The 25026-nt window shown below is 58.4% G+C and carries 22 protein-coding genes; 14 read left to right on the top strand and 8 right to left on the bottom strand.

Annotated features, from left to right (window positions below):
* The first annotated feature begins 83 nt into the window (after positions 1–83).
* Complete coding sequence (locus RAE04_RS04965) at positions 84–725, top strand: hypothetical protein (protein ID WP_317026626.1); 642 nt, start codon at positions 84–86, stop codon at positions 723–725.
* On the opposite strand, the gene leuS is transcribed toward RAE04_RS04965, so the two are convergent.
* Positions 726–3572, bottom strand: a complete 2847-nt coding sequence (gene leuS / locus RAE04_RS04970) for a leucine--tRNA ligase (protein WP_317026627.1) — start codon at positions 3570–3572, stop codon at positions 726–728.
* A gap of 173 nt (positions 3573–3745) precedes the next feature.
* Between leuS and RAE04_RS04975 the strand changes: the two genes are divergently transcribed.
* Both RAE04_RS04975 and RAE04_RS04980 read left to right on the top strand, forming a co-directional pair.
* Positions 3746–6319, top strand: coding sequence for a hypothetical protein (locus RAE04_RS04975; RefSeq protein ID WP_317026628.1), 2574 nt, complete (start codon positions 3746–3748; stop codon positions 6317–6319).
* Positions 6320–6329: 10 nt separating this feature from the next.
* Positions 6330–6962: an MOSC domain-containing protein gene (locus tag RAE04_RS04980; RefSeq protein ID WP_317026629.1), complete on the top strand. Its 633-nt coding sequence runs from the start codon at positions 6330–6332 to the stop codon at positions 6960–6962.
* 364 nt (positions 6963–7326) lie between these two features.
* Here RAE04_RS04980 and RAE04_RS04985 read toward each other — a convergent pair whose 3' ends face one another.
* The gene (locus RAE04_RS04985; RefSeq protein WP_317026630.1) at positions 7327–8538 is read right to left on the bottom strand and encodes an MFS transporter; all 1212 of its coding nucleotides are present in this window, start codon (positions 8536–8538) and stop codon (positions 7327–7329) included.
* Positions 8539–8890: 352 nt separating this feature from the next.
* Positions 8891–10372: an NAD-dependent succinate-semialdehyde dehydrogenase gene (locus RAE04_RS04990; protein ID WP_408933173.1), complete on the bottom strand. Its 1482-nt coding sequence runs from the start codon at positions 10370–10372 to the stop codon at positions 8891–8893.
* A 322-nt stretch (positions 10373–10694) separates the two neighbouring features.
* Between RAE04_RS04990 and RAE04_RS04995 the strand changes: the two genes are divergently transcribed.
* The 6 genes from RAE04_RS04995 to trpA are packed head-to-tail and all read left to right on the top strand — an operon-like array spanning position 10695 to position 17383.
* The gene (locus tag RAE04_RS04995) at positions 10695–12212 is read left to right on the top strand and encodes an anthranilate synthase component 1 (RefSeq protein ID WP_317026632.1); all 1518 of its coding nucleotides are present in this window, start codon (positions 10695–10697) and stop codon (positions 12210–12212) included.
* The gene (locus RAE04_RS05000; RefSeq protein WP_317026633.1) at positions 12209–12856 is read left to right on the top strand and encodes an anthranilate synthase component II; all 648 of its coding nucleotides are present in this window, start codon (positions 12209–12211) and stop codon (positions 12854–12856) included. The genes RAE04_RS04995 and RAE04_RS05000 overlap by 4 nt, the downstream gene beginning before the upstream one ends.
* A 1-nt stretch (position 12857) precedes the next feature.
* Entirely contained in the window at positions 12858–13892 is a 1035-nt protein-coding gene (gene trpD, locus RAE04_RS05005) for an anthranilate phosphoribosyltransferase (protein ID WP_317026634.1), read from the top strand.
* Complete coding sequence (gene trpCF, locus RAE04_RS05010; RefSeq protein ID WP_294165955.1) at positions 13892–15298, top strand: bifunctional indole-3-glycerol-phosphate synthase TrpC/phosphoribosylanthranilate isomerase TrpF; 1407 nt, start codon at positions 13892–13894, stop codon at positions 15296–15298. Before trpD ends, trpCF begins: the two co-directional genes overlap by 1 nt.
* Before the next feature lie 13 nt (positions 15299–15311).
* Entirely contained in the window at positions 15312–16517 is a 1206-nt protein-coding gene (trpB, locus tag RAE04_RS05015) for a tryptophan synthase subunit beta (protein ID WP_317026635.1), read from the top strand.
* On the top strand, positions 16517–17383 hold the full coding sequence (trpA, locus tag RAE04_RS05020; RefSeq protein ID WP_317026636.1) for a tryptophan synthase subunit alpha: 867 nt from the start codon (positions 16517–16519) through the stop codon (positions 17381–17383). Before trpB ends, trpA begins: the two co-directional genes overlap by 1 nt.
* A 68-nt stretch (positions 17384–17451) precedes the next feature.
* On the opposite strand, the gene RAE04_RS05025 is transcribed toward trpA, so the two are convergent.
* Positions 17452–18663 (bottom strand): dicarboxylate/amino acid:cation symporter, encoded by a 1212-nt coding sequence (locus tag RAE04_RS05025; RefSeq protein ID WP_284791717.1) that lies wholly within the window; start codon positions 18661–18663, stop codon positions 17452–17454.
* A 193-nt stretch (positions 18664–18856) separates the two neighbouring features.
* Here RAE04_RS05025 and RAE04_RS05030 point away from each other — a divergent pair, with 193 nt between their 5' ends.
* The 5 genes from RAE04_RS05030 (at position 18857) to RAE04_RS05050 (ending at position 21727) form a co-directional block, all read left to right on the top strand.
* Positions 18857–19327: an SdpI family protein gene (locus RAE04_RS05030; protein WP_317026637.1), complete on the top strand. Its 471-nt coding sequence runs from the start codon at positions 18857–18859 to the stop codon at positions 19325–19327.
* 336 nt (positions 19328–19663) lie between these two features.
* On the top strand, positions 19664–19885 hold the full coding sequence (locus RAE04_RS05035; RefSeq protein ID WP_049377777.1) for a hypothetical protein: 222 nt from the start codon (positions 19664–19666) through the stop codon (positions 19883–19885).
* Between the two features lie 85 nt (positions 19886–19970).
* Positions 19971–20336, top strand: coding sequence for a Rieske (2Fe-2S) protein (locus RAE04_RS05040; RefSeq protein ID WP_294165965.1), 366 nt, complete (start codon positions 19971–19973; stop codon positions 20334–20336).
* 101 nt (positions 20337–20437) lie between these two features.
* Positions 20438–21403, top strand: coding sequence for a bile acid:sodium symporter family protein (locus RAE04_RS05045; protein WP_294165967.1), 966 nt, complete (start codon positions 20438–20440; stop codon positions 21401–21403).
* 15 nt (positions 21404–21418) lie between these two features.
* Positions 21419–21727 carry a hypothetical protein gene (locus RAE04_RS05050; RefSeq protein WP_294165968.1) on the top strand — a complete coding sequence of 103 codons (309 nt, stop codon included), beginning with the start codon at positions 21419–21421 and terminating at the stop codon, positions 21725–21727.
* A 12-nt stretch (positions 21728–21739) separates the two neighbouring features.
* Here RAE04_RS05050 and RAE04_RS05055 read toward each other — a convergent pair whose 3' ends face one another.
* Genes RAE04_RS05055 through RAE04_RS05070 form a run of 4 tightly spaced genes read right to left on the bottom strand, consistent with a single transcriptional unit; the run spans position 21740 to position 24873 of the window.
* Positions 21740–22072, bottom strand: a complete 333-nt coding sequence (locus RAE04_RS05055; protein WP_294165969.1) for a branched-chain amino acid transporter permease — start codon at positions 22070–22072, stop codon at positions 21740–21742.
* Entirely contained in the window at positions 22073–22801 is a 729-nt protein-coding gene (locus tag RAE04_RS05060) for an AzlC family ABC transporter permease (protein WP_294165970.1), read from the bottom strand.
* Between the two features lie 39 nt (positions 22802–22840).
* The gene (locus RAE04_RS05065) at positions 22841–23437 is read right to left on the bottom strand and encodes a YqgE/AlgH family protein (RefSeq protein ID WP_150850467.1); all 597 of its coding nucleotides are present in this window, start codon (positions 23435–23437) and stop codon (positions 22841–22843) included.
* Positions 23437–24873: a CCA tRNA nucleotidyltransferase gene (locus RAE04_RS05070; RefSeq protein WP_317026638.1), complete on the bottom strand. Its 1437-nt coding sequence runs from the start codon at positions 24871–24873 to the stop codon at positions 23437–23439. The genes RAE04_RS05065 and RAE04_RS05070 overlap by 1 nt, the downstream gene beginning before the upstream one ends.
* Positions 24874–25026: the final 153 nt, after the last annotated feature.

Raw genomic sequence — 25026 nt, forward strand, 5'->3', positions numbered from 1 at the left:
AAACAAATACTCGCGGCAAAGATGCGAGTGCGAACGGAATGACCGCTCCGGCAGAAAAGACCGCAGCGTTTAGAATGGCAAGCATGGATAAGCTATTTAGCACGTGCGGTTTCGACTTCGCGGATATGGAAGAACTCATTGCGGAGCTACCTAACGACCACGACATGTGGGAGGCGCCCGGATTTGATCGAGTGTTATTCCACGCCGACCCGTCTGGCATGGCGGTTACAGGTATGGAGTACGAAGGGGAGTGGGCCGCAGTTCCTTCCTATCGGGGCGGGGAAGAGGCACCGGGCACGATATATCGCGCAACGCCCTATATCGGCATTGTGGAAACTGGTGATCTACAGTTCGCGGTGCTGGCGGATGCGCCCTTCGCCCTGCCGGCAGGCAATCCAGTTGGAGGAGAAAAGCTCCAGGGACCGGTGCGGCCGGCGGTTGTGGCTTTGAAATACCAGGTAGGGGAGCCGCAAGAGTTTTCCTTAACTTCGCCCGCTACCGAGCGCTTCTACCGGAACTTCAAGCCCAGCATGCTTAACCCGCAGGTAGAGGTAGCGGGAACTATCGGAGGCGTCGCCAAGCACAGCAATGAGCTAGGCACGGGGGAGTTTTGGGTATGCGACCTCGACGGCCTACCGCTGATTGTCAACGAAAAACTGGAGGTCGGCCAGGGGATCCGGGCGCACGGCGTTGCGCTGTGCGCCACGGAATTTTGGGACGAGTAACTACTTGACCACGAGATTGACCATGCGGCCAGGGACGTAGATCTTCTTGACTACGTTCTTACCGTTGGTCAGCTCGGCAATCTTCGCGTCAGCGAGGGCAACGTCAAAGACCGCGTCCTGGTCCGCATCAGCGGCCACGTTGATCCGGGCCTTGACCTTGCCATTGATCTGAACCGGTACCTCGATTTCATCGTCTACCAGGTACTTTTCCTCAAAGGTGGGGAAGGGCTGATAGGTGATGGTCTCGTCATGGCCGAAGCGCTGCCACAGTTCCTCCGCGATATGCGGGGCAATGGGGGAGACCAACTGTGCGATCGGCTCCACAGCGGCGCGCGGGGCCTCGGTGCGGTAGGTCTTGGTCAGGTAGTTGACGTACTCGATGAGCTTGGCCACCACGGTATTGAGCCGCAGGTTCTCGTAATCATCGCGCACGCCTGCGATGGTGCGGTGGAGCTGCTTGAGGTCATCCTCGCTCAAGGCGGCGTCGGTAGTGGCCAGCTCGCCGGTGTCCTCGTTGACAGCTAGGCGCCACAGGCGCTGCAGGAAGCGCTGGGAGCCTACGACGTCCTTGGTAGCCCACGGGCGAGACGTATCCAGCGGCCCCATGGACATCTCGTAAACGCGCAGGGTATCGGCACCGAAGTCGCGGCAAATATCGTCCGGAGCCACGGCATTCTTGAGGGACTTGCCCATCTTGCCGTACTCCTGATTGACCTCTTCGCCGTTGTAGTAGAACTTGCCGTCCTTTTCCTCTACTTCAGCGGCTGGAACGTACACGCCGCGGGCATCCGTGTAGGCATAGGCCTGGATATAGCCTTGGTTGTACAGGCGGCGGTAGGGCTCTTGGGAGCTAACAAAGCCCAGGTCAAAGAGCACCTTATGCCAGAAACGGGAGTAGAGCAGGTGCAGCACGGCGTGCTCGACGCCGCCGACATAGAGGTCCACGCCGCCCGGGTCCTGCGGGCCATGCTGCTCCGGACGCGGGCCAGTCCAGTAGCGCTCGTTCTCGATATCGCAGAATGCCTCATCATTGCGGGGATCGATATAGCGCAACTGGTACCAGGAAGAACCCGCCCACTGCGGCATAACATTGGTATCGCGGAAATAGGTCTGTGGACCGTCGCCCAGATCCAGCTCGACCTCGACCCAGTCGCGCACCTTTGCCAACGGTGGTTGTGGTTCGGAGTCCTTGTCCTCTGGATCAAAGGAAACGGGCTTATAATCCTCTACCTCTGGCAGCTCCACCGGCAGCATGGATTCCGGCAGGGCGTGGGCAAAACCGTCCTTGTCGTAGACGATGGGGAAGGGCTCGCCCCAATAACGCTGGCGGGCGAAGAGCCAATCGCGCAGTTTGTACTGCACCTTTTCGCGGCCGGAGCCGTCCTTTTCCAGCCATTCGATGGCCGCGGCAATGGCCTCGGCCTTGTTCAGGCCGTTGAGGTCCAGGCCCTTGTCGTTGGAGGAATTAACCAGTGCGCCGTCCTCGGTCCAGGCCTCTTCCTCCACGTTTCCGCCAGAGACAACCTCTGTAATTGGTAGGCCGAAAACCTGGGCAAACTCGTAGTCACGGGTGTCGTGCGCCGGAACTGCCATGATGGCGCCAGTGCCGTAACCGGTCAGCACATAGTCCGCGATGAAGATCGGGACCTTCTTGCCAGAGACCGGGTTGGTGGCATAAGTACCCAGGAATACGCCGGTCTTTTCCTTGTTCTCCTGGCGCTCCAGGTCGGACTTGGCGGCAATATCGGTGCGGTAGGACTCCACGGCCTCCTTCGGATCATCGTGGCCATAGGTCCAACGCTCATCCACGTCATCGTCATAAGGGATGGGGGAGAGGAGGGCATCGACAAGCTCATGCTCTGGGGCCAGGACCACGTACTCGGCGCCGAAGAGGGTATCCGGGCGGGTGGTAAAGACCTCGATCTCGTAGCCTTCAGCAGGGAATGAGACCTCTGCGCCGCGGGAACGGCCGATCCAATTGCGCTGCATGGACTTGACTTTGTCCGGCCAATCCAAAAGCTCCAGATCATCCAGCAAGCGATCGGAGTAGGCGGTAATGCGCATCATCCACTGCGAGAGGTTCTTACGGAAGACCGGGAAATTTCCGCGCTCGGACTTACCCTCAGCGGTGACCTCCTCGTTTGCCAGCACAGTACCCAAGCCTGGGCACCAATTCACCGTGGAATTAGACAGGTAGACCAAGCGGAATTCATCGATAGCCGCGGCCTTTTCCTCTTCGGTGAGGTCCTCGTAGTAGCGGCCGTCCTTGGTGGTGCGCTTATTGGCCTCTAGTTCCTTGATGAGCTCTGCAATCGGGCGCGCCTTCTGCTGCTCCTCATCGAACCAAGAGTTATAAATCTGCAGGAAGATCCACTGCGTCCACTTGAAGAACTCTGGATCGGTCGATTCCACGGAGCGGCGCGGATCGTGACCCAAGCCCAACATACCCAGCTGGCGGCGCATGTTTTCAATATTCGCCTCGGTAGTGGTGCGCGGGTGGGTACCGGTCTGAATGGCGTACTGCTCGGCCGGCAGGCCGAAGGCATCGTAGCCCAAGGTGTGCAGCACGTTCTTGCCTAGCATGCGGTTATAGCGGGCGTAAGTATCGGTGGCGATATATCCCAGTGGGTGTCCCACGTGCAGGCCCGCACCGGAAGGGTAAGGGAACATATCCTGCACATTGAGCTTTTCCTTAGGCAACTCGCCCGCATCGGTGGCGAGCTCGCCGACCGGGTTCGGGGCATTAAAGGTGCCATTGTCTTTCCAGTACTGCTGCCAGGTCTTCTCGATCTGGTTCGCCAGCTCCGGGGTATAGCGGTACGAAGTGGAATCGCTCTGGGTAGTCATAATCACACAGTGTAATAGCCGCATCCCGGCGCGGGGTAGTTCGCTACGCTTTCCGCGTTCCGCAGGGCACGCACATCCAAAATCCCCGCCGTATTCGCCCCCGGTTTTCGCATCATTTCCGCCGCCCGCAGCCAAAATGCGGATCTGCATGAAAATGATCTAGGCTGGGGTAAATGAGCCAGGAGAAGTTTCGCAGCCAGCTATCATCTTTTGCAGACGCAGCGGTTTTTCAGGGGATTCCGCACCTGCGCCTCTCCCCAGCTACCGACACATTGGAGCTGTACCTACCGGCCGTAACCGCAGGTTATGAGCCAGAAGATCCCCAGTGGACCGTGACCGCACAGCTGCTCGATGGCAGCGAGGACACCCGCAAGTTCTACTATGTGGAGGGCGAGGAGCCCGGGTTGTGGATCAGCATGCCGCGTGCCTTTAGCCACCTCAGCGTCTCCTTTGAGGAGCACACTGTGGAATTCGCCGGCGTGGCCAATGGCGGCCTGCTGTTGGATTCCACCCATCGCCCAATCGATACCACCACCGCGGTAGCCAAGGGCTCGTATACCTTCATCTCCCCCGCTGGCACGGAGCTCGCCAAGGCCAAGGTCGGCGAGGCCCGTCCCCACGGTGCATGGGAGGGCTGGACTATCGCCCCGGTAGAGGTCAGCCAGTCTTTCACCGTGGAGGTCCCGCGCCAAGAATCCGCAACCATCAAGGTCTCCGGCAGCCCTGATTTTGCTTGGGACATGGCCGTAAAGACGCTACCCAATGCCCATGGCCTAGATGGCGAACTAGTCTATACCCAGTCCCCGCGGGTCATCGCCAATACGGATCTCAGCATGGAGCTGACCTATGTCCCCATTGGTGGGGAAGAGGAGGCCGTGCTGGAGGATGAACTACCGGAGGGCATCCACGAGGTGCTCCCCGCAGACGCCTTCGAGGATCCCTGGGTAGGCCGCTACCGCTTCACCCTGTACAAGGACGAAGAACTGGTGGATATCCAGTACCTCAACTTTGCGGAGTCGCTGCACATGCGTGCCAAGAACGAGGGCCCGCGCGGCACCAACTTCCGCTTTATCGACGCCTTGGGCAACCTTTCGCCGTTTAGCTATGCCTTGGCTTCTGCGCCGGGCAAGGCTATCCAGATGGAAAAGGGCCAGCGCGTCTTTGGCGAAGACGAAAGCGTGCGCGAGGAGACCGTCGGCAGTGAAGCCGGCTATGAGCTGACCTTCCAGGTGGAACCGGCGACGATTCGCACCCGCGTCAAACGTACCGCGGCCGAGCCCGTGGATTACCTGGATAAGCAGGTCATCCTGGCGGACCAGCTCGATGCCGATGCACTTTTTACCATCCACTCACCGGAGCCACTGCCGCTGGCAAAGTTCGTGGTTATTGATAAAAACCAGAAGATTAGGGACCTAGTCACCGCCAATGGCTCTACGGAGGCCGCCACCAGCCTGTCCGTGCCTAACCGCGCGCTGAAGTCGGCGCTGACGAAGAAGACCTCGCTGGAGCTCTACCTCCTGTGGTCCACGTTGTCCTATGAGGAATACCTCGAAGGACTGCCGGAAAAGGAGCGCGCAGCGCACCAAAAGCGCAGCTTTGAGCGTCGCGTCATGGAATATGAGGCCACCGCGGCCAGCGACCTCATTTATGCCGCCATCGCCACCGTGCGCAAGGCACCGTTGGTCGCCCGCGCAACCATTGAGGACGGCATCCTCGTCCCCGAGCAGGCGCATGAGGAGGAGGTAGAGCTGCTGGCTTGGGCGTGGCCGCTGGGCAATCCCGCGGGCGAGCCGCAACCGCTGGAGCCCACGGAGGAAGGCTTTGAGCTGCCCGAGGAGCTGCTGGACGCCGGCCACCTCATCGTGGACTTCCGCGAGGATGAGCCGGCCAGCGACTTGGCCGCGCCGCAGTACCCGCCGGCTAGCGCCCTCATCATCTTCCACGACGGTGAAACCGAAAACACCGAGGGTATGTGGCCTACCTACGCGGCCATGCGCCGCCTCGCGCCCAAGGCCAAGGAAACCTTCGAGGGAATCATCAAGGAGATTGAGGCGGATCCGCGCGCCAGCATGGATGCCCTTATGGCCGCAGATTTTGAGCCGGGGCAGCGCATGCGCGCCTTTGTCCGCACCGGCTTGGTCTCCCGCAGCTTCCGCCGCGAAGAACCAGCCAGCGAGCCTTCCTCACTCTTGGCCGCGCTTGCCGACGCCGCCCATGACTACGTCGAAGCCCACGGCTCCGCCTCCCTCGCGCGCGTGCCGTCCACCGGCGTCGACGATGTCACCCGCCCCATGCTGCTGATGAGTGCAACGGGCGAGGCACCTACGCCAGCAACGGACAGCGACCAGCTCTGCGATGATGCCCACCGCATCGCCGCACTGCGCGAGTGCTTTGCCAATGACCGTGCACTCACCCGCCTGGGCACCATTTCTAACCTGCGTAGCACCGCAATGCAGCTGCGGGTGACGCTGCAACAGCTGGGCGTCGATAAGTCCGTCCTGCATACCCTGCTCGCGCTGGACGCCTTTGGCGATGGCAATTCCGAGCTCGGCGATTCCGCCTGGATGCCGTTTATTTCCTATGTCTTTGCCATCACGGCGCGCGGCGTAGCCAATGGCAAGCTAGCGGACCCTGCTTTCGCCGCCACGCTTGACGACGCCCTCCCACAGCTCGCCGAGGCCGTCTCCCTCGCCCCGCAGCTGTTCTACCGCGATATTCTCACCGCGGAGGCGCTCACGCTCAGCTAGGGTGGCAGGCATGCAAGTCATCTCTACCAATGTCGCCGTCCGCCGGCCGGACCCGAGCGGGCGGCATGAGTTCTCGGGCATCGACAAGCAGCCGCAGGACTTTATCGATCTGGCAGCACCCGGGCCCCATTACGGCGATGGGTCTGGCGTGCGCGGCGATATAATTGGTGACACCCAACATCACGGCGGCAACGATAAGGCCGTCTATGCTTACTCCCGCGAGGAACTGGATTACTGGCAATCTGAACTTTCCCGCCCGCTGACCTCCGGCGGCTTTGGCGAAAATCTCACCACGCAGGGTATCGATCTGTCTGCTCTGCTCATCAATCAGCGCGTGTGCATCGGCACCGCCGTGCTTGAGGTATCCGTGCCCCGCCAACCGTGTGCCACCTTCGCCGGCTGGCTAGGGGAGCGCGGCTGGCTCAAGCGCTGGACCGCGCGTGGCGACTGCGGCACCTACCTGCGCATCATTTCCCCCGGCCGCATTCGCCCCGGCGACGCCATTGAGCTGGAGACCCCACCCAGCCACGGCATCACCATGCGCATGGCCTTTGCCGCCAAGATGGGCGACCGCGCCCTTGCCCGGCTCGTTGTAGATGCTGGCTGCCTGCCCACTCACCAACAGAACTCGCTTCGCACCTAGTTACACAAGGGCTCATAGCCCGCCGATCCAATCCACCTTGAACGTTCCCCATCACTATTGGCACTGCTCGAAAGGTATCGTTTTGCCGCGTCCTCATGTCGAGCTCATCAATGTCCCGTTGTTCCGCCCGCACTCGATGAGCCCAAACATCCAGTAGGCAACGGGACCGCTAATTAGCACATCCATGCTCAGCGGATCTCGACGCATACTCTACTTCCGGAACCGCAGGCTGTGTCAGGGCCTTTAGCTTACCGGCTAGGCCAGCACCCTCTTCTTGCCCGGAGTGCGCGCAAAACAAAAGCACGCCAGCGCTTAGCGCTGGCGTGCTTTTCATGCCGAGTGCGAAGGAGAGGCAGTGGCTGTGTTACTTGCCCGCTTCAAAGCTCAGATGGTGCCCCTTCGCCTTAGGGAAGCGGCCGTGCACGAAGAAGTAGTAGATAGCGGCGATGACCACGAGACCCGCGAGAATGAGATACATCGTGTCAAAGCCCGTTGCCCCAACAATGGGGCCCAGGCCGAACGGGGCCAGGCCAATACCGAGGTCCATGAGCAGGAACATGGTGGAGATACCGGCGCCCATCTGCGCGGCAGGAACCGAGCGCACGGAGATGGCTTGGCAGGCGGGGCTGAGGGTGCCGAAGCCCAAACCGGTACAGGCGCCCGCGACCACCAGCATGACGTCATTGGTGGGGAAGCCCATGATCAGCAGGGCCACGACAAAGGCGGCCAAGCCGAGGTACATCACGGCATTATCACCCTTATGGTCCTGGATACGGCCCAAGACGAAGCGCATGATGAGCATCGTGACCGCATAGCCGACAAAGAAGAGCCCTGCGCCGGTGGCCAGGTCTTCCTTGCGGGCGTAGGCGTTGAGGTAGGTCACCACGCCGGAGTAGGCGATGCCGACTAGGAGCATGAATAGACCGATGGGCACCACGTTGGGGTGCACGGCATTGCGCAACTTAAAGGCCGGCTTTTCGGAGGAAACCTCGGCCGGATAGCGCAGCACCAAGGCCAGGATCAGGGAAACAATATTTGCACCAAGTGCGACAGCAAAAAGCGCGGTGTAGCCGATGTTATTAGCCAATAACAGGCCGATAGCTGGACCAAACGCGGTTGCAAGGGTAGTGCCCAGGGCGAAATATCCGGTGCCTTCCGCACGGCGTTCGTGTGGGATAACGGACTGCGCCACCGCCATGAGTGCGGTGGAGGTCAAGGCATAGCCCGCGCCGTGCACCATTCGCACGATAATCAAGACCGCAACATTATGCGCAAAAAAGTACGCCACAGCTACAACTGTGACGAAGGCCAGGGAAGTCAAGGCCGCCTTCTTGTGGCCCACGCGGTCCACGATCCAGCCGGAGAACACGCGCATGCACGTCGCGCCCAGAACAAAGGCACTGGAGGCGAAACCACCGACGGTATCCGATGCCCCGAAGCTCTCTACCGCGTAGAGGGCCATGGTGGTTACGGACAGGTAAAAGACCAAGAACTGACAAAAATTAGCCACCCACGCGAGGACAAACGTAGGCGTAATCAGCTGCGGTTTAGCCGCTGCAGATTCCGTAGGCGTCATATACTCACTCCAAATAACAAAAAGAAAATTCCCTCTCCACGAGCTGGCCATAAGGCCATGCATCGCAGACGAAGGAAATAGAAATTGAATTATACGGAGAGGCACTATACGCCCCGCAGGCTGCAAAGGTTAATCAAAAGCCCTTACAGGCTCTTATCAAAGCCGCCCCCGTTTCGGCGGCTACCGGCAAATTGCCAGGCCTTGAACTGGCAAAATGCTACCCACTGGGCAGGTAGCACAGATTCGTGCACGCTTAGGAGACGCTGGTCAGGAGATTTGCATAAATAGCTTGAGCCGGGTCGCGCAAAGGGGACCCGGCTGGTTTCTCCCGCCTTGTAAAGCGCTCAAACCTTTAGGCCCCGGTATAAGGATCACGGATACCCAAGTACTGCACCGCGGTATATTCTTCAATACCTTCGGCGCCGCCTTCGCGTCCTAAACCAGATTGCTTGACACCGCCGAATGGGGCAGCGGCATTAGAGATGACACCGGCATTGAATCCCATCAAGCCAAACTCGAGGCCGTCGGCAACGCGCCAGAGGCGATCGGAATCCTCCGTATATACATAGGAGGCAAGTCCGTACTCCGTATCGTTCGCAATCCCTAACGCTTCCGAGTCGTCCTTGAAGGTAAGGATGGGCGCAATCGGTCCAAAAATTTCTTCCTGAGCCACGCGAGTTTCACGTGAAACATTGCTCAGGATAGTGGGCGCATAGAAGTGGCCCGCGCCCTCGCCGCGGGTGCCACCGGTGACAACGGTCGCGCCCTTGTCCACCGCATCCTCAACCAGGGCTGCAACATTGTCGAGGGCCTTAGCCTCAATCAACGGACCACACGTCACGCCTTCGTCCATGCCATTGCCAACGACAAGCTTCTCAAACTCTGTTGCCAGCTTCTGCGTAAACTGCTCTGCCACGGACTCGTGCACCAAGAAGCGGTTGGCCGCGGTGCAGGCCTCGCCGATATTGCGCATCTTGGCGCCCATAGCTCCCGCAACCGCTTGGTCAATATCCGCATCCTCGAAAACAATGAACGGTGCATTACCGCCTAACTCCATAGAGGTGCGTAAGACATTGTCCGCAGCACCCTTCAGGAGGGTTTTGCCCACTGGAGTAGAACCGGTGAAGGAGAGCTTGCGCAAGCGGGCGTCGGCAAGCAAGGGCTCTGAAATGGCCGAAGCGGAGCTGCCAGAGACAACATTGAGCACGCCTTGTGGCAGGCCAGCATCGAGCATGGTTTGCGCGAAGTACTGCGCGGTGAGCGGCGTCAGCTTGGCCGGCTTCAGGACCATGGTGCAGCCCGCTGCAACGGCCGGGGCAACCTTTCGGGTGGCCATGGCGAGGGGGAAGTTCCACGGAGTAATCAATAAGCACGGACCCACGGGCTTGCGGCGGGTAACCATGCGCAAGGTGCCTTCCGGGACAGGGGAGTAGCGGCCATAATCACGCGTGGCTTCTTCACTAAACCACCGCAAATATTCCGCGCCATAGGTGACCTCACCTTGCGACTCGGCAAAGGGCTTTCCCATTTCAAGGGTCATCAGGGTAGCGAACTCATCGGCGCGCTCGTGTACTAATTCGAAAGCGCGGCGGAGAATATCTGCGCGCTCGCGCGGGGTGGTGTGCGCCCACTCATCTTGGGCAGCACAGGCAGCATCGAGGGCAGCCACCGCATCACTAGAATTCGCCGACGACAGCGTGGCGATCCTCGCGCCCGTCGCCGGATTTTCTACGTCAAAGGTCTCGCCGGAAGACGCGTCGCGCCACTGTCCGTCAATCAAAAGCTGAGTGGGGACCTTCGCTAGTAGTTCCTTCTGGTCGATGCTCATATTCATCACCTTTCTCCATTACGTGAATGCACCCCACAGTACGCGATTCCTTAGCTGGCTTTCTTGATTCTGCGCCTAGCACAAACTCATAGGGGGAGAGGATGAATATTTTTATCGATTACCTTCCAGGTTATAGAAATGTAGGTTAGTATGACCGTTATGAAGAAGATGACTACTGCCTGGTGGTGGCGCGCGTAACCCGCGGGCCTTATTTCACCTCCCATTTTTAGGCTCGCATTCTGCGGGCCTTTTGGCGTTTTAGTGCCTCTGCTCGCGGAAGCTCACTATCCGTTTCCCCGTTCCCCACACCCATCGAAAGGGCACTGCAATGCCATTCACCGCCACTCGCGATATCTCCTACGGCAGCGATGCCGCCGCAATCTTTGACGCCCTCGCACAACCGCACGACTCCTTACTTCTTGAAAGCGCGGACATTGAGACCAAGAAGAATCTCAATTGCCTCGCCGTACTTCAAGCGGCCCTGAAGGTAACGTGCCAGGGCCAGAGGGTCGAGGTACGCGCTATCACGGAAGCAGGGGAAACGCTCCTTCCTTCCCTCGAGGACCGGTTCCACCATCGCCTAGTTTCACGTGAAACTACCGCGGCGGTTTTCGAGTTCTCGCAGTCTACCCATCCAGACGAGCGGGAGCGGCTCCTTGCCGAATCTACCGCTGATATTTTGCGGTTCTTGCAATTAGAAGCCAACTATTCCTCTCCTTTATTGCCGTTCCTTGGGGGCGGATTCGCTTATGACTACCTCGCTACTTTTGAGGAACTGCCTGAGGTTGAGCCCGGGGCCAACACCTACCCGGACTTTGAATTCTTGGTAGCCCAAACGGTCCTCGCAGTGGACCACCTACAAGGAACTGCACACCTAGAAGGCTGGGACATCGACGACAAGCGCCTGCGGGAAGAGTTGGATTCTCTTGCCTCACTGCCGGTGGCTGCTCGTCCCACGGCGCCGCAAAGGGAAAGGATCCGGGCGGTGGCCGATGTGAATGATGCGGGGTTTCGGGCGGACGTTGACAAGCTTAAAGGCAATATTCACGTCGGCGATATCTACCAAGTAGTGCCTGCGCGCGCCTTCACCGTGGAATGCCCCAACGCCCTGGCTGCCTACCGGGCGCTGCGCGAGACCAACCCCTCGCCCTATATGTTCTACGTCCGCGGTGCCGCCTATGAGCTCTTCGGCGCCTCGCCAGAATCAAATCTCAAATTCACGCCGGAAGATAGGCAGATTCAGCTCTATCCCATCGCCGGAACTCGCCCACGCGGGCTCAACCCGGATGGCAGCATCAACCATGAACTAGATATTCGCAACGAGCTAGAAATGCGTACAAACCAGAAAGAGATTGCGGAGCACACAATGCTGGTGGACTTAGCACGCAATGACCTCGCTCGCGTGGCCGTGCCCCGCAGCCGGCAAGTGGCAGAACTCCTGCACGTTGACCGCTACTCACGGGTCATGCACCTAGTCTCCCGCGTCACGGCGATGCTCCACCCGGACTTCGATGCCCTCCATGCCTACCGTGCGTGCATGAACATGGGAACGCTCACCGGAGCTCCCAAACTGCGCGCCACCGAACTGGTGCGTCGCACGGAGGGAAAGCGCCGCGGCTCCTATGGCGGGGCGGTGGGATACCTGCGCGGCGATGGAGCCATGGATAACTGCATCGTCATCCGCTCGGCCTACGTCCAGGACGGCACCGCAGTTGTGCAGGCCGGTGCCGGCGTGGTCAAGGATTCCGTGCCGCAAGCCGAGGCCGATGAAACGGTGCATAAGGCCTACGCCGTCCTCCATGCCATCGCCATGGCACACGGAGCCGAATTGGAGGTACAGCGATGAACGCGCCGCATATTGTCCTTCTGGATAACCACGATTCTTTTGTCTACAACCTCGTCGATGCCCTCGCTGGATTCGATACCACCGTGTTTCGCAATACCGTAGCGGTGCACGACGTGCTGCACGCGCAACCCGACATTATTGTGCTTTCCCCGGGCCCCGGTCATCCACGGGACGCCGGCTGCATGATGGAACTTATCGACGCCACCCTAGGCACCACCCCGCTCCTCGGCGTATGCCTCGGCTTCCAAGCGCTACTCGAGCACCACGGCGGCGCGGTCGAACCGTGCGGCCCGGTGCACGGGAAGTCCCTCCCGATGACCCTGACCGAGGCCGGCGTTATGCACCCCGTCTTTCAGGGCCTTGCCACCGATACCGAGCCGGACCAACCGGGTCACCTTGGTACGCAAGTTCCGGTGGCGCGCTATCACTCGCTTGGATGTACGGACCTTCCTCGGGGGATGCGTTGTCTCGCGCGTACGTCTACGGACATCGGAGAGGTAACCATGGCGGCCGAAACGGACGATGGTAGGGCCCTCGGCATGCAGTTCCACCCCGAGTCCATCCTCACACCCCGCGGCCCCGCCATGCTTGAGCGTTGCATTAACCAACTATATACACCCGCAACTATGGATACGGAGCACTAAAATGAATCACACACCCCTGCGTACCTTGCAAGCCTTCCTGAATAATTCTCAACCCACCATCGAAGAAGCCATGGAGGTATTTACCCCCTTGGCCGTGGGCGACTACGACGATATTCATATCGCGGCGCTACTTACCCATATCCGCACCCGCGGCGAGACCTTCGCAGATATTGCCGGCGCAGCCAAAGCTTTCTTGAAAGTGGGCTATCCATTCCCCCTCACCGGAAAAGGACTCATGGATTCGGCCGGCACTGGTGGCGATGGCGCGAATACTATCAATATCACTACGGGCGCTTCCCTCGTTGCCGCCGCCGGGGGAGTGAGGATGATCAAGCACGGCAACCGCTCGGTCTCTTCCAAGTCCGGATCGGCCGATGTTCTCGAAGCCCTGAATATCCCACTGGACCTAGACGCCGCCCGGGCGGTGCGCCAATTTAAAGCTTCCAACTTCACGTTCCTATTCGCGCCAGCCTACAACCCAGCGGTCGCCCACGTACAACCGGTGCGCAAGGCGCTAGGTATCCCCACCATCTTCAATACACTAGGTCCCCTCCTGTCCCCAGGGCGCCCGTCGCTGCAAATCATGGGCATCGCACACCCGGCCCAAGGCCAACTCATCGCGGAAGTCTTCCGAGAGCTCGGCCGGGAACGCGCCTTGGTCGTCCATGGTGCTGGCACCGATGAGATCGCTACCCACGGCACGACACAGGTCTGGGAGCTCAACGACGGCGAGATTGTCTCTTATGAGCTCAACCCAGAAGACCTCGGCATCAAGCGCCACGAACTAGCGGACCTAGCCGGCGGCGATGGCGCCGCCAATGCCCAAGCCCTCCGTGCGGTTTTTGCCGGCCGTGGCGAGCCCGCCCATTGGGACGCCATTGCCGCCACCGCCGGCGCCATGTTTTACCTCAATGGGACCACGGAGACTATCGCGGCGGGAGTCACCCACGCAAAGGAACTGATTGGCAGTGGCACTGTTGAAGAATGGCTCTCGCGCCACGAGAGCACAAATTATGCAGTAGGGGAGGAGAATTAATGTCGGAGAATACTTTACCTACGGTGCTCGAGGAGATCGTCGCCGAGCGCCGCACTCACCTGCCCGCACTCCGTGAGCGGCTATCCCACGTAGACCTGGCTAGTGTGCCACGATCGGAGCGTTCGCTTGCCGATGCCCTGCGTGGCACCAACCGCTTCATCCTAGAGTGCAAGTCTGCCTCGCCGTCCCTTGGCAAAATTCGCGAAGACTATCGCCCGGGCGATATTGGCCGAATCTACTCTCGCTACGCCTCCGCCATCTCGGTCTTGTGCGAGCCCGATCGGTTTGGCGGCGACTACGACCATTTGCAGACTGTCGCGCTATCCACCCATGTGCCGGTGCTGTGCAAAGACTTCATTGTCGATCCCATCCAGGTCTATGCCGCGCGTTATTACGGCGCCGATGCCATCTTGCTCATGATGTCTATCGTCGACGATGACATCTACGGTGAGCTCAAGGCACTGGCGGACGAACTCGGCCTAGACGTCTTGACTGAAGCAATCACCGAGGACGAAGTCGATCGCGCGGTGGATTTTGGCGTCGATATCATCGGCATCAACAACCGCAATCTCCACGATCTCAGCATTGATTTAGGCCGTACCGAACGCCTAGCCCGCCATGTTCCAGACGGAAAGGTGATAGTTTCCGAATCTGGAATCCGAGATAACGCTGCCGTCCGCCGGTTAGGAGCCCACGCGCATGCCTTCCTTGTAGGCTCGCAGCTCACCTCCCAGGAAGACATCGATCGAGCGGCACGCGACCTCGTCTTCGGTACCAATAAAGTATGTGGCCTTACCACCGCCTCCTCCGCACAAGCAGCCCGCGCTGCCGGAGCCCGCTATGGAGGCCTCATCTTCGCACCGGATTCGCCCCGCAGTGTTTCACGTGAAACCGCACAGAGCATCATTTCCGCGGAACCAGAGTTGGAGTACGTAGCCGTGACGCGGTCTACGGATTTGGAGACGCTAGGAAACCTAGCCAGGATCCCCGGCCTCAAAGTTCTCCAGCTTCACGCCCCATTCCAAGGCAGTAGGGAAGCAGAGCTGGAATTCCTTCAAGATGTTCGTGACGTCGCTGATGGTCTTAGCCTTTGGCGGGCCATCGACATGAATAACCCTGACTTCGCTGCCTTGACACCGGACCTAGTACCAGAAGTAGGCGCTCTTGTCCTCGACTCCGGCAGTGGCGGGACGGGAACCACATTTGACTGGCAGACGATTCCCCCTGAAGTGAAGGAGAAAGCTCTCCTCGCCGGAGGGCTCCGGGTAGAGAACCTCGAAGAGGCACTGAGAATCGAAACCTCGGGACTGGACCTCAACTCAGGCTTGGAGTATGCACCCGGCCGCAAGGACTCCTCATTGATCGCCCAAGCCTTTAGCACCATCCGAAACTACACACACCCATAGAAAGAAGAGAACGATGACAGTTTCACGTGAAACGCTCCTTCCGGCATACTTTGGTGAATTCGGCGGACAGTTCGTCCCCGAATCCCTCATCCCAGCACTCGACCAACTTGAGAAGGCTTTTGTCGAAGCACAAAACGACCCAGCCTTTCGCAACGAGCTAAGCGCGCTATTGCGTGACTACATCGGCCGTCCCACACCAATTACAGAGGCGAGGAACCTCGGGGGCAAGGCGCGCATCTTCCTCAAGCGTGAGGACCTTGTACACGGTGGAGCACACAAGACGAACCAAGTTCTCGGTCAGGCACTGCTAGCAAAGCGGATGGGGAAGACACGCATTATTGCGGAGACCGGAGCGGGCCAGCACGGCACCGCTAGTGCACTTGCTTGCGCACTACTGGATCTCGAGTGTGTGGTCTACATGGGCGCGAAAGATGTGGCCCGACAGCAGCCAAATGTATTCCGTATGGAGCTGATGGGCGCGAAGGTCGTCGCCGTCGACACCGGATCCGGAACTCTTAAGGACGCGGTGAATGAGGCCCTCCGTGATTGGACCGCCACTTTCCATGAATCCCATTATCTCCTCGGTACCGCGGCCGGACCCCACCCATTCCCAACCATCGTCCGAGAGTTCCACAAGGTCATCTCTGAAGAGGCTAAGACCCAGATGCTTGAGCGCACCGGTGGGCTACCGGATGTAGTAGTGGCTTGCGTCGGCGGCGGTTCTAATGCAATCGGTATGTTCGCAGATTTTATTGAAGAAGAGGAAGTCGAACTCGTCGGCGCCGAACCTGGCGGCGAAGGCCTAGACTCCGGCAAGCACGGTGCCACCATCAACAACGGTACGGTTGGCATCCTCCACGGCGCGCGCAGCTACCTCATGCGCAACGCGGACGGCCAAGTAGAAGAATCCTATTCGATTTCCGCCGGACTCGACTACCCGGGTGTAGGACCACAGCACGCGCACTTACACGCCAGTGGCCGCGCACAATATGTCGGCATTACTGACGCCGAAGCACTCGAAGCATTCCAGCTTCTTTCCACTAAGGAAGGCATCATTCCGGCCCTCGAATCCTCTCACGCGTTGGCCTACGCCTTGAAGCGTAAGGACGAGGACATCACTATCTTGGTCTCCCTTTCCGGCCGCGGCGATAAGGACATCGACTACGTTCGCCACACCCTTGAGAACCACCCAGAATTTAAGCTCCAGGAGAAGAACTAATGAGCACGCGATACGAAGACCTATTCCACTCACTACACAACAGGGGAGAGGGCGCTTTCGTCCCATTCCTCATGTTGGGCGATCCCACGCCGAAGCACACGCTGGCCATCGTGCGAACCGTCGTCGCGGCCGGAGCCGATGCATTGGAGCTAGGCGTTCCATTTTCTGACCCGGTGGCCGACGGCCCCACCATTCAGGCCTCCCACCTGCGCGCGCTCGACGGCGGCGCCACCGTAGATTCCGCCTTAGAACAGGTGCGAACAATCCGCGCGGAATTTCCCGAGCTTCCCATCGGCATGCTCATCTACGGCAATGTGGCGTTCACTCGGGGTTTCGACCGCTTCTACGCTGAGTTTGCAGAAGCGGGCGCGGACAGCATTTTGCTTCCCGACGTCCCCGTGCGCGAGGGCGCCCCCTTCATCGCCGCAGCAGAAAAAGCCGGTATTGATCCAATATTTATCGCCCCGGCCCGCGCGACTGGGCACACCCTCGAGGGCGTCGCTCGAAGCTCACGCGGCTATATCTACGCAGTATCACGAGATGGAGTCACGGGTGCCGAAAAGGAATCTGAGACTATTGGGCTCGAAGATGTCGTCGCCAACATAAATAGATTCGACGGACCTCCAGTACTGCTAGGATTCGGCATCTCCGAGCCGCAACACGTGCACGATGCCGTGACCGCTGGGGCAGCGGGCGCCATTACAGGCTCCGCAATCACCAAGATTATTGATCGCCACGTTTCACGTGAAACAGACGCGAAAGGCGGGCCAGTGGAAGGAACTCCAGGCCGCATTTCCGATGAGAAAGCATTGCATAAAGAACTCGCCGCGTATGTAGCTCGTATGAAGGCAGCGACTCAAAAGTAGTCTTGAAGACGCGAAGAACCCCTTCTCAGCTATCGGCAGCTGAGAAGGGGTCCGAATTAAGAAAGCCTCTAAGCGGTTGCTTCTGCAGGTTCCTCTTCCGTAGGGCCCTTTTTGTCGCCTGCGAACTTGTCCACGATCATCGCAATGGCGCCGTCGCCAGTAACGTTGGCGGCAGTGCCAACCGAGTCGATTGCAATATAGGCCGCGATCATCAGTGCCACCATGCCATCGTCAAAGCCCATCATGTCCGCCAGTAGTCCAGCTGCGACCATGACCGCACCGCCAGGCACACCTGGTGCGGCAATCATCATGATCCCCAACAGGAAGATGAAACCAAGCCCAGTGCTCGTACTAATATCCAGGTTCGCCATGTACACAATCGCAAAGGCATAGAGCGTCAGCTTAATCATGGAACCAGAGAGGTGAATGGTCGCGCACAGCGGGATAACGAAGCTTGCCACCGGCTTCGAAATGCCATTCTTCAAGGTGGACTCCATAGACACCGGGATGGTGGCGGCAGAAGAGGAGGTTCCCAGTGCGGTGAAATATGCCGGCAACATATTGCGCAGTGCTTTGAAAGGATTCTTGCCGGTAATTGCACCAGCGATAATGTACTGGAGCACCAGGTAAACCAGAGTCATGACAACTGCCAGAATGAGGACCTTGGCGAAGGCCGAGAGCACTGAGCCTAAATTGCCATTCATGCCCAAGCCCAAGAACATGCCGAAGATATAGAAGGGCAGAATTGGCACTACAAAGCCCCAAATGACCTTGACTACTACGCTCTCCAATTCCTTTGTGACCGCATACAAGGTATCGGACTTCACTGTAGTCATCGCTACACCGATGCAGAATGACAACAAGAGCGCCGTCATAACCTCAAAAGGCGGCGCCATTTCCACCTCGAAGTACGGGGTAAGTGCGCCCTCATCGATATCGGAGACATCTGTAATCAGATCCTGACCACTGAGCATGGTGGGGTAGAGCCAGTGCGCAAGTACGTAGGCCAGAAGACCCGCAACAATCGTTGAGCCGTAGGCAATGCCTGCAGTAACACCCAACCATTTCCCGGCTCCCCGCCCCAGAGCAGCAATCGACGGGGCAATAAGCGCGAAGATGAGGACCGGAATAAAGAAATTGAGGAAGTTACTAAAGAGCCCATTGAAGGTGGCGAATACGCGGCCAAACCATTCTGGCGCGAATTGGCTCACCACCACGCCAAGGATGATGGCGACGATGATGCGGAACAATAAAGATTCCGAGAGTTTCTTGAGATTCATGTACTTACAATCAAATCGGGTGTTTCGCCCCTTGGTAAACAATTCCAAGGTGAAACAGCGCGGTACAAAGGCAACGGTCGATTCAATATCTATCGATCGACCTTAAAGGCATACTACCCCACCCGGATGCATAGTCAGAACACTCACCCCAGCCACGATTTTTATCTTGGCGCTACAAGGTTAAACTAAGTACATGATCGCTGTGGGAATCATCTTTTTAATCCTCGCCGTCTTTCTTATCGTCGTGGGAGCCTTGGCCTCAACCAAGCGCCTACCTGGAAATAGCTATATCGGCTTGCGCCTACAGGAGATTCGCAAATCTCGTGAAGCATGGGACAATGCCCATCGCGTCGCCGGACCATTCTGGATCCTTAGCGGTGTCTGTCTAGTTTTTGGCGGCATCGTCGCGCTTCGTGCGCAAGGCTGGATGTGGCTCATCCCGGTTCTTACTTTTGTGGCCGCTGTTCTAGCCCTCTCCATCGGTTCTAACCTCGGCTCACGTGCCGCGTTCCTCTACGAACAAGCACACGCGGATGAGGAGGGTTACGGAGAATCCTGTAATTGTAGTTCCGACGGTTGCGGTGGGGAAGAGGCCGCCGGAGCTTCCGCCCCCCAGGTTGATGTCGACGCGCTCCGTCACGCCGCTCGCGAATCCGACAGGTAGCCACGCACTGCTGCGCAACCAACCCCTTCTGGAGAAAGATTCATCTTCCGTCCAGAAGGGGAATTTTTGTAGCTATCCCATGTGGATAGAGAGCATCCGCAAGCACTTAGGTTTAGTAACCGTGACGGTAATAGGGGGGCCGGGTTGTTGTGCGTTTTTAGTAACTGTCGAATTTCTCAATCACCCGTGTTCTTGATTGACCCCATACTTGGACACACAAATAGTTGATTTATCGTCGTTATCCGGTTTCTGCGAGAGGGTAGAGATTACATAAAGGTGCCATGGAACCCTAACAGGCAAAAGCGCAACCAGCCCCTGAAGGGCAGAATATACTGCATGAAGAAAAGTACCGCCCTGGCGGCCATCGCCGCTTCAACTTTTGCGATCGGCGCTTACGCTGAGCAAGACCACAAGGTAACGACGTCCGTAGCAGAAGCACACGAACAGCAATCTGCACAGAGCATCGTTGATGATTTAGGAATTGAGTCCGGCACCTATGAACTTATCGCTACCTCCGATGGCTCTCCGGAGACGTGGGAGGGGCTCCTAGCTGACTAAGTTCAGAGTTTCACGTGAAACTATAATTTCAACCGGGTAAACGGGAATAACACATTACGCGAGACCAACGGGCTAGAGTAGAGACATGATTAAGTGCTCTCGTCGAATGTTCTTGCTTGGAACCGCCACCACATTTGCAGGCGCCTACGCCGCGGCGTGTGGCTCTTCTCCCTCCGCAGAAATTGCGGCGACCGAGATTCCAATTGGCTCCGCTAAGATTGTCGATGGTGTGATCTTCACCCAGCTCAAGGAAGGCGAGTTTAAGGCCTACTCCCAAACGTGCCCTCACCAGGGCAATCCAATCACCGAGATCGATGGCATGACGGCAACCTGCACGGCACATAACACCTCCTACAATCTCAGCGACGGAAGCGTAATCTCCGGCCCGGGGCGCGATCCATTGGAAGAATACGAAGTTAAACAAGACGGCTCTAACGTCACTACGGCCTAAGGCGCATTTCCCGTGTGGTTTCACGTGAAACTACACGGGTTGTGTTTTCTTAGCCCGAGTATCTGCAGCATGCGAAGACGAATCGGGTTTAAACTCTTAGCATGCTGCAGCGTTTGAAGAAGCCCGACCCGCTTATTGTCCTCATTATCCTAGCGGTCATCATTGCGATAATCGCACCAGCCCGAGGGAACTTTGCCGACATATTCGGCCAATTAACAAACGTAGCCATCGCGCTACTTTTCTTTTTGTATGGCGCGAGACTTTCCACTCAAGAAGCCCTCAACGGACTAAAACACTGGCGGCTACACCTCACAATTCTCGCCTTTACCTTTGTGGTTTACCCGCTAATAGGCATAGCACTGCGGCCACTCACTGCTGTCATATCGCACGACATGTACTTAGGTATCTTATTCCTCACGCTGGTTCCATCCACGGTGCAGTCTTCGGTTGCCTTCACCTCGATCGCGAAAGGAAACGTAGCGGGCGCAATCGTATCGGCTTCTGCCTCAAACTTGGTGGGAGTAATCGTCACTCCATTGCTCGTCATGCTCCTCATGGGAACGGGGGGAGGAGTTCACATCGATACGTCAGTATTCGGCGAAATCGCCCTGCTGTTGTTGGCGCCATTTGTTTTAGGTCAGCTTACTCGGCGCTGGGTGAGGAAGGTTGCGCAAAGCAAGGCCACTAAAGTCGTGGACCGCGGCTCAATCGCGATGGTGGTATATTCCGCTTTTTCTAAGGGTGTGGTGGACGGAATTTGGTCCTCTATTTCCCTGTGGGATCTGGCTTTCCTAGTTGTGTTCGCTGCTGCCTTCGTCGCCTTCATGCTATGGCTCACCAGAAAGGCAAGCCAAAAAATGGGATTCAATCGCGCCGACGCCATTGCAATTGAGTTCTGTGGATCGAAAAAGTCATTAGCCACGGGACTGCCAATGGCTTCGGTAATCTTCGCTTCTGGCGGCGCATCCCTTGGCCTACTAATCCTCCCGTTGATGATTTATCACCAGGTTCAGCTGATGATGTGCTCGTGGCTAGCGGCCCGTTACGCGCAGCGTTCTAGCACGTAGCTACACTTAAATGCCATGACGAATTACCTATACGTACGAACCGAACTGAACGTCCCTGGCGTGGGCTCAGCGATCCACATGGCGGAAATGGAAGAGCGCGATGCAAGCAGCTGCCGCATGGTGCGCATGATTGCACTGGATCTCTCGGATGCCATCGTCGGGGTAGCGACACCAACTAGTTCCACGGGAAACGTAGATCAGCCGCAAGAGGTTGTCCCTCACCCGGATACCTATGATGATTTTCCGGACATTAGCGCGCAGTACGTGGACCAGTCTCGGTTCGACGCCCTATGGTCCGAAGCCACCGCCAAGTTCGGCCTATAAGAGTCGCAAAGGCTAAAAGACTACGTTGACGAGGAGCATATACAAGGCGGTTCCGCCGAAGATGGACAGCGCTGAGTCCCGCGTCCACAGATGAAGCAGGAAAGTGACCACCACGCCAAGGAGAGCCGCCCAGATACCACCGGGGGCGCCGGCCTGCCCGTGGACGGTATACACCACCAAAATAGTCATCACTCCGACAGGCATCATCATGCCGAGCAAGGAAAAGAACTGCCTATCCTTCATCCATTTCACAAAGGAGAAAGGAAGTTGGCGAAGTACAACGGTAATTAGGCCGATGGGAACCAGGACGGCCGCGATGGAGGCAAGGGTAACTCCAGCGGGCATTTAGCACTCCTCCCGGAATCGCGTCAGGTCGCCTCGCCAACGCAAGCTGAAAGCGGCATCAACGCGTGGGGAGAGGTACCGAATAATGAGCAGGATGAAGTAGACGCTGAGAGCCACCATAAGGAGTTGTCCAGGGGCGAAGGCGGCCGCGAGGATCCCCACCATCGCCGCGCTCAAAGGCAAAGAGAAATCCTGGTTATTGCGGAAGGAATCCATCGCCAGCACGACGAAGAGCGCCACCAGGGCGAATTCCATGCCCTGCACGGTAGAGGGAATCACCTGGCCGGGGAGAGCACCGACAATGCCACTACCGACCCACAGGGCCTGACAAAAAATTTGGATGGTGAGGATCCGGGCCCCGGTCGGACGATCATCGGTGGGGAGGGAGGAGACGATGGCATAGGTTTCGTCGGTAAGCGCGTAGGTGGAATAAGCCCTGCCCAGGCGCGAGTGAATGCGGTGGCGAGGAAAAGTGAGACCATAGAAAATATGGCGGAAGTTCACCATGAAACCGGTGACTAGGGAAGCCACGGCTGTGGCGCCGCCGGTGACCATGGAAATGGCGAGGAACTCCATCGAGCCGGCGTAGATGACGATGGAGAAAATAGGCGTCCACCACCAACTGAAGCCGGATTGGACCATGAGCAGGCCGAAGGCTAGACCAAGGGGAATGAGGCCGATGGCGGCGGCCCTAGTATCCTGCAAGCCTTGTGAAATATCCTCACGCATGCGGGCTAGTGTAGCCCAATGCCTGCAGAGCGATAGGAATTAATTGTCCTCTACGTTGACAGGATAGGTGGAGTACAACGGCAATGGCATGGGTTGACGCTTCATAACATCGGACCAGAGGTCGGCCGGGCCCGGCGTAATAACGTCTTGGGCGAGGGCAGGGGAGACGAACCATTCACCGGCCTCGATTTCCTCCTCGAGCTGGCCTGGGCCCCACTCGGCGTAGCCGGCAAACATGCGCATGCCCGAGACCAAGGGCTCTATCTCTTCTGGGTCGGCACGCAGGTCCACATGCGCGAGGCGCGGGGCGAGGCGGGTGAGTCGGTCATGCTTGTCCGGATCGACGCCCTGGTTGGTCTGCGCGAGCCCTACCACGGATTGCTGGTTGAGCGGGCCACCAATATACAGCGCCTGCGGCTTGGCCACGACGGGAAGCCATTCCGGCAGCACATTGAAAATCGCCACCTCGGAGCGCTTGGTCAGATCCACGCCGAAGGTCATCATGTCATTGTGCTCAATGACGAGAATGACGGAACGGGCGAATTCCGGCGAAAGCATGCCCGGAGCGGCGATGAGCAGCTGGCCGGGGGCGGGGTCATTGCGCTCGAGGGCGTTGAATAATCTATCGGCAAACATCACTGTTTAGAATCCCACCACTCGCGCAACTTCGCAATCGCGTCCTCGCGCTCGAGGGGACCATGCTCGAGGCGCAGCTCCTTGAGATAGGACCACGCCTGGCCCACCTCTGGGCCGGGCTGGAGCCCTAAGATCTCCATAATCTCGTTGCCGTCAAGGTCTGGACGCACGCGGGCCAGGTCCTCCTTGCGGCCGATCTCTTCGATACGCTCCTCGAGCTGATCGTAGGTGCGCTGGAGGCGACGGGCCTTCTTGGCATTGCGGGTAGTGCAATCGGCGCGCACCAGCTTGTGCAATCGGGGAAGGAGATCGCCGGCATCAGTGACATAGCGGCGCACGGCAGAATCAGTCCACTGATTTTCCCCAAACCCGTGGAAGCGCATATGCAAATAGACCAGCTGGCCGATAGCTTCTGTGGTGGCCTTGGGGTATTTCAACTTGCGCAGGCGCTTACGGGTGAGCTTGGCGCCCACCACCTCGTGGTGGTGGAAGGAGACCTTGCCATCGGTGTTATCAAAGGTATCCGGCTTGCCAATATCGTGCAGCAGCGCCGCCCAGCGCAGGACGAGGTCTGGACCATCTTCCTCTTGATCCATGGCCTGGCTTAGCACCTTGAGCGAGTGGGCATAGACGTCCTTGTGCTGCGCGTGTTCGTCCGCGGTCATGCGTAGCGCGGGGATCTCCGGGAAGATATAGTCCGCGATTCCCGTAGATACCAGTAGATCAATGCCATCCCACGGGGCCGTGCCGCAGATGAGCTTATCCAGCTCCACCTGCACGCGCTCCACGGTGATGCGCTGGATCTCGCCAGCCATATCCCGCATGGCTTCCACGACGCGATCGGCCACGCGAAATTCTAGCTGGGAGGCAAACCGAGCTGCACGCAGCATGCGGAGCGGATCATCGTGGAAGGAGATCTCCGGCTTATCCGGGGTATCGAGAACCCGGTCAGCTATGTCTTGGAGGCCGTGGAGCGGATCGTGGAACTTAAAGGAGGCGTCGGCAAGCAGCTCAATGGCCATCGCATTGGCCTTGAAGTCGCGCCGGACAAGATCGCCTTCCAAGGTGTCACCGTAAACCACCTCAGGATTGCGGGACTGGCCGTCATAAGAATCGGAGCGGAAGGTAGTGATCTCAATCTGCTGGCCCTTGTAGGCCGCGGAGACGGTACCGAAGTCGATGCCGGTATCCCACACGGTTTCGGCCCACTCATCGAGGATCTCCTTGACCACCTCGGGGCGGGCCGGGGTAGTAAAGTCCAGGTCATTTCCCAAGCGGCCCAAAAGCGCATCGCGCACAGAGCCGCCCACGAGGTAGAGCGAGTAGCCGCGCGCGGCAAATTTCTCCACCAGTCCGCCCAGCAGGCTACTGAGGGAGGAGACGGTGGATTCCGCGCGGGCAAGAACGCCGATTAGCTGAGTGTCCTGAAAATTCACGGGTGAGAGTCTACTACGATTGGCAGGGATGACTAACCAAGAACAGGGCCCCTCCAAGGGAGGCGGCCGCAACCGCAACCGGTCCCGGCGCAGGCGGCGCCGCCGGCCGGATAATCGCGCGCGCCGCACCACTCAGCAGCGCAAGCCCTACCG

It is taken from the genome of Corynebacterium sp. CTNIH16, assembly GCF_032821655.1.
In the GTDB taxonomy this organism is placed as follows: domain Bacteria; phylum Actinomycetota; class Actinomycetes; order Mycobacteriales; family Mycobacteriaceae; genus Corynebacterium; species Corynebacterium marquesiae.

Bases quoted from the DNA above. Each gene is read 5' to 3' on its own strand.
- RAE04_RS04965 (WP_317026626.1), top strand. From the start codon at position 84: ATGGATAAGCTATTTAGCACGTGCGGTTTCGACTTCGCGGATATGGAA.
- leuS (WP_317026627.1), bottom strand. From the start codon at position 3,572: ATGACTACCCAGAGCGATTCCACTTCGTACCGCTATACCCCGGAGCTG.
- RAE04_RS04975 (WP_317026628.1), top strand. From the start codon at position 3,746: ATGAGCCAGGAGAAGTTTCGCAGCCAGCTATCATCTTTTGCAGACGCA.
- RAE04_RS04980 (WP_317026629.1), top strand. From the start codon at position 6,330: ATGCAAGTCATCTCTACCAATGTCGCCGTCCGCCGGCCGGACCCGAGC.
- RAE04_RS04985 (WP_317026630.1), bottom strand. From the start codon at position 8,538: ATGACGCCTACGGAATCTGCAGCGGCTAAACCGCAGCTGATTACGCCT.
- RAE04_RS04990 (WP_408933173.1), bottom strand. From the start codon at position 10,372: ATGAATATGAGCATCGACCAGAAGGAACTACTAGCGAAGGTCCCCACT.
- RAE04_RS04995 (WP_317026632.1), top strand. From the start codon at position 10,695: ATGCCATTCACCGCCACTCGCGATATCTCCTACGGCAGCGATGCCGCC.
- RAE04_RS05000 (WP_317026633.1), top strand. From the start codon at position 12,209: ATGAACGCGCCGCATATTGTCCTTCTGGATAACCACGATTCTTTTGTC.
- trpD (WP_317026634.1), top strand. From the start codon at position 12,858: ATGAATCACACACCCCTGCGTACCTTGCAAGCCTTCCTGAATAATTCT.
- trpCF (WP_294165955.1), top strand. From the start codon at position 13,892: ATGTCGGAGAATACTTTACCTACGGTGCTCGAGGAGATCGTCGCCGAG.
- trpB (WP_317026635.1), top strand. From the start codon at position 15,312: ATGACAGTTTCACGTGAAACGCTCCTTCCGGCATACTTTGGTGAATTC.
- trpA (WP_317026636.1), top strand. From the start codon at position 16,517: ATGAGCACGCGATACGAAGACCTATTCCACTCACTACACAACAGGGGA.
- RAE04_RS05025 (WP_284791717.1), bottom strand. From the start codon at position 18,663: ATGAATCTCAAGAAACTCTCGGAATCTTTATTGTTCCGCATCATCGTC.
- RAE04_RS05030 (WP_317026637.1), top strand. From the start codon at position 18,857: ATGATCGCTGTGGGAATCATCTTTTTAATCCTCGCCGTCTTTCTTATC.
- RAE04_RS05035 (WP_049377777.1), top strand. From the start codon at position 19,664: ATGAAGAAAAGTACCGCCCTGGCGGCCATCGCCGCTTCAACTTTTGCG.
- RAE04_RS05040 (WP_294165965.1), top strand. From the start codon at position 19,971: ATGATTAAGTGCTCTCGTCGAATGTTCTTGCTTGGAACCGCCACCACA.
- RAE04_RS05045 (WP_294165967.1), top strand. From the start codon at position 20,438: ATGCTGCAGCGTTTGAAGAAGCCCGACCCGCTTATTGTCCTCATTATC.
- RAE04_RS05050 (WP_294165968.1), top strand. From the start codon at position 21,419: ATGACGAATTACCTATACGTACGAACCGAACTGAACGTCCCTGGCGTG.
- RAE04_RS05055 (WP_294165969.1), bottom strand. From the start codon at position 22,072: ATGCCCGCTGGAGTTACCCTTGCCTCCATCGCGGCCGTCCTGGTTCCC.
- RAE04_RS05060 (WP_294165970.1), bottom strand. From the start codon at position 22,801: ATGCGTGAGGATATTTCACAAGGCTTGCAGGATACTAGGGCCGCCGCC.
- RAE04_RS05065 (WP_150850467.1), bottom strand. From the start codon at position 23,437: ATGTTTGCCGATAGATTATTCAACGCCCTCGAGCGCAATGACCCCGCC.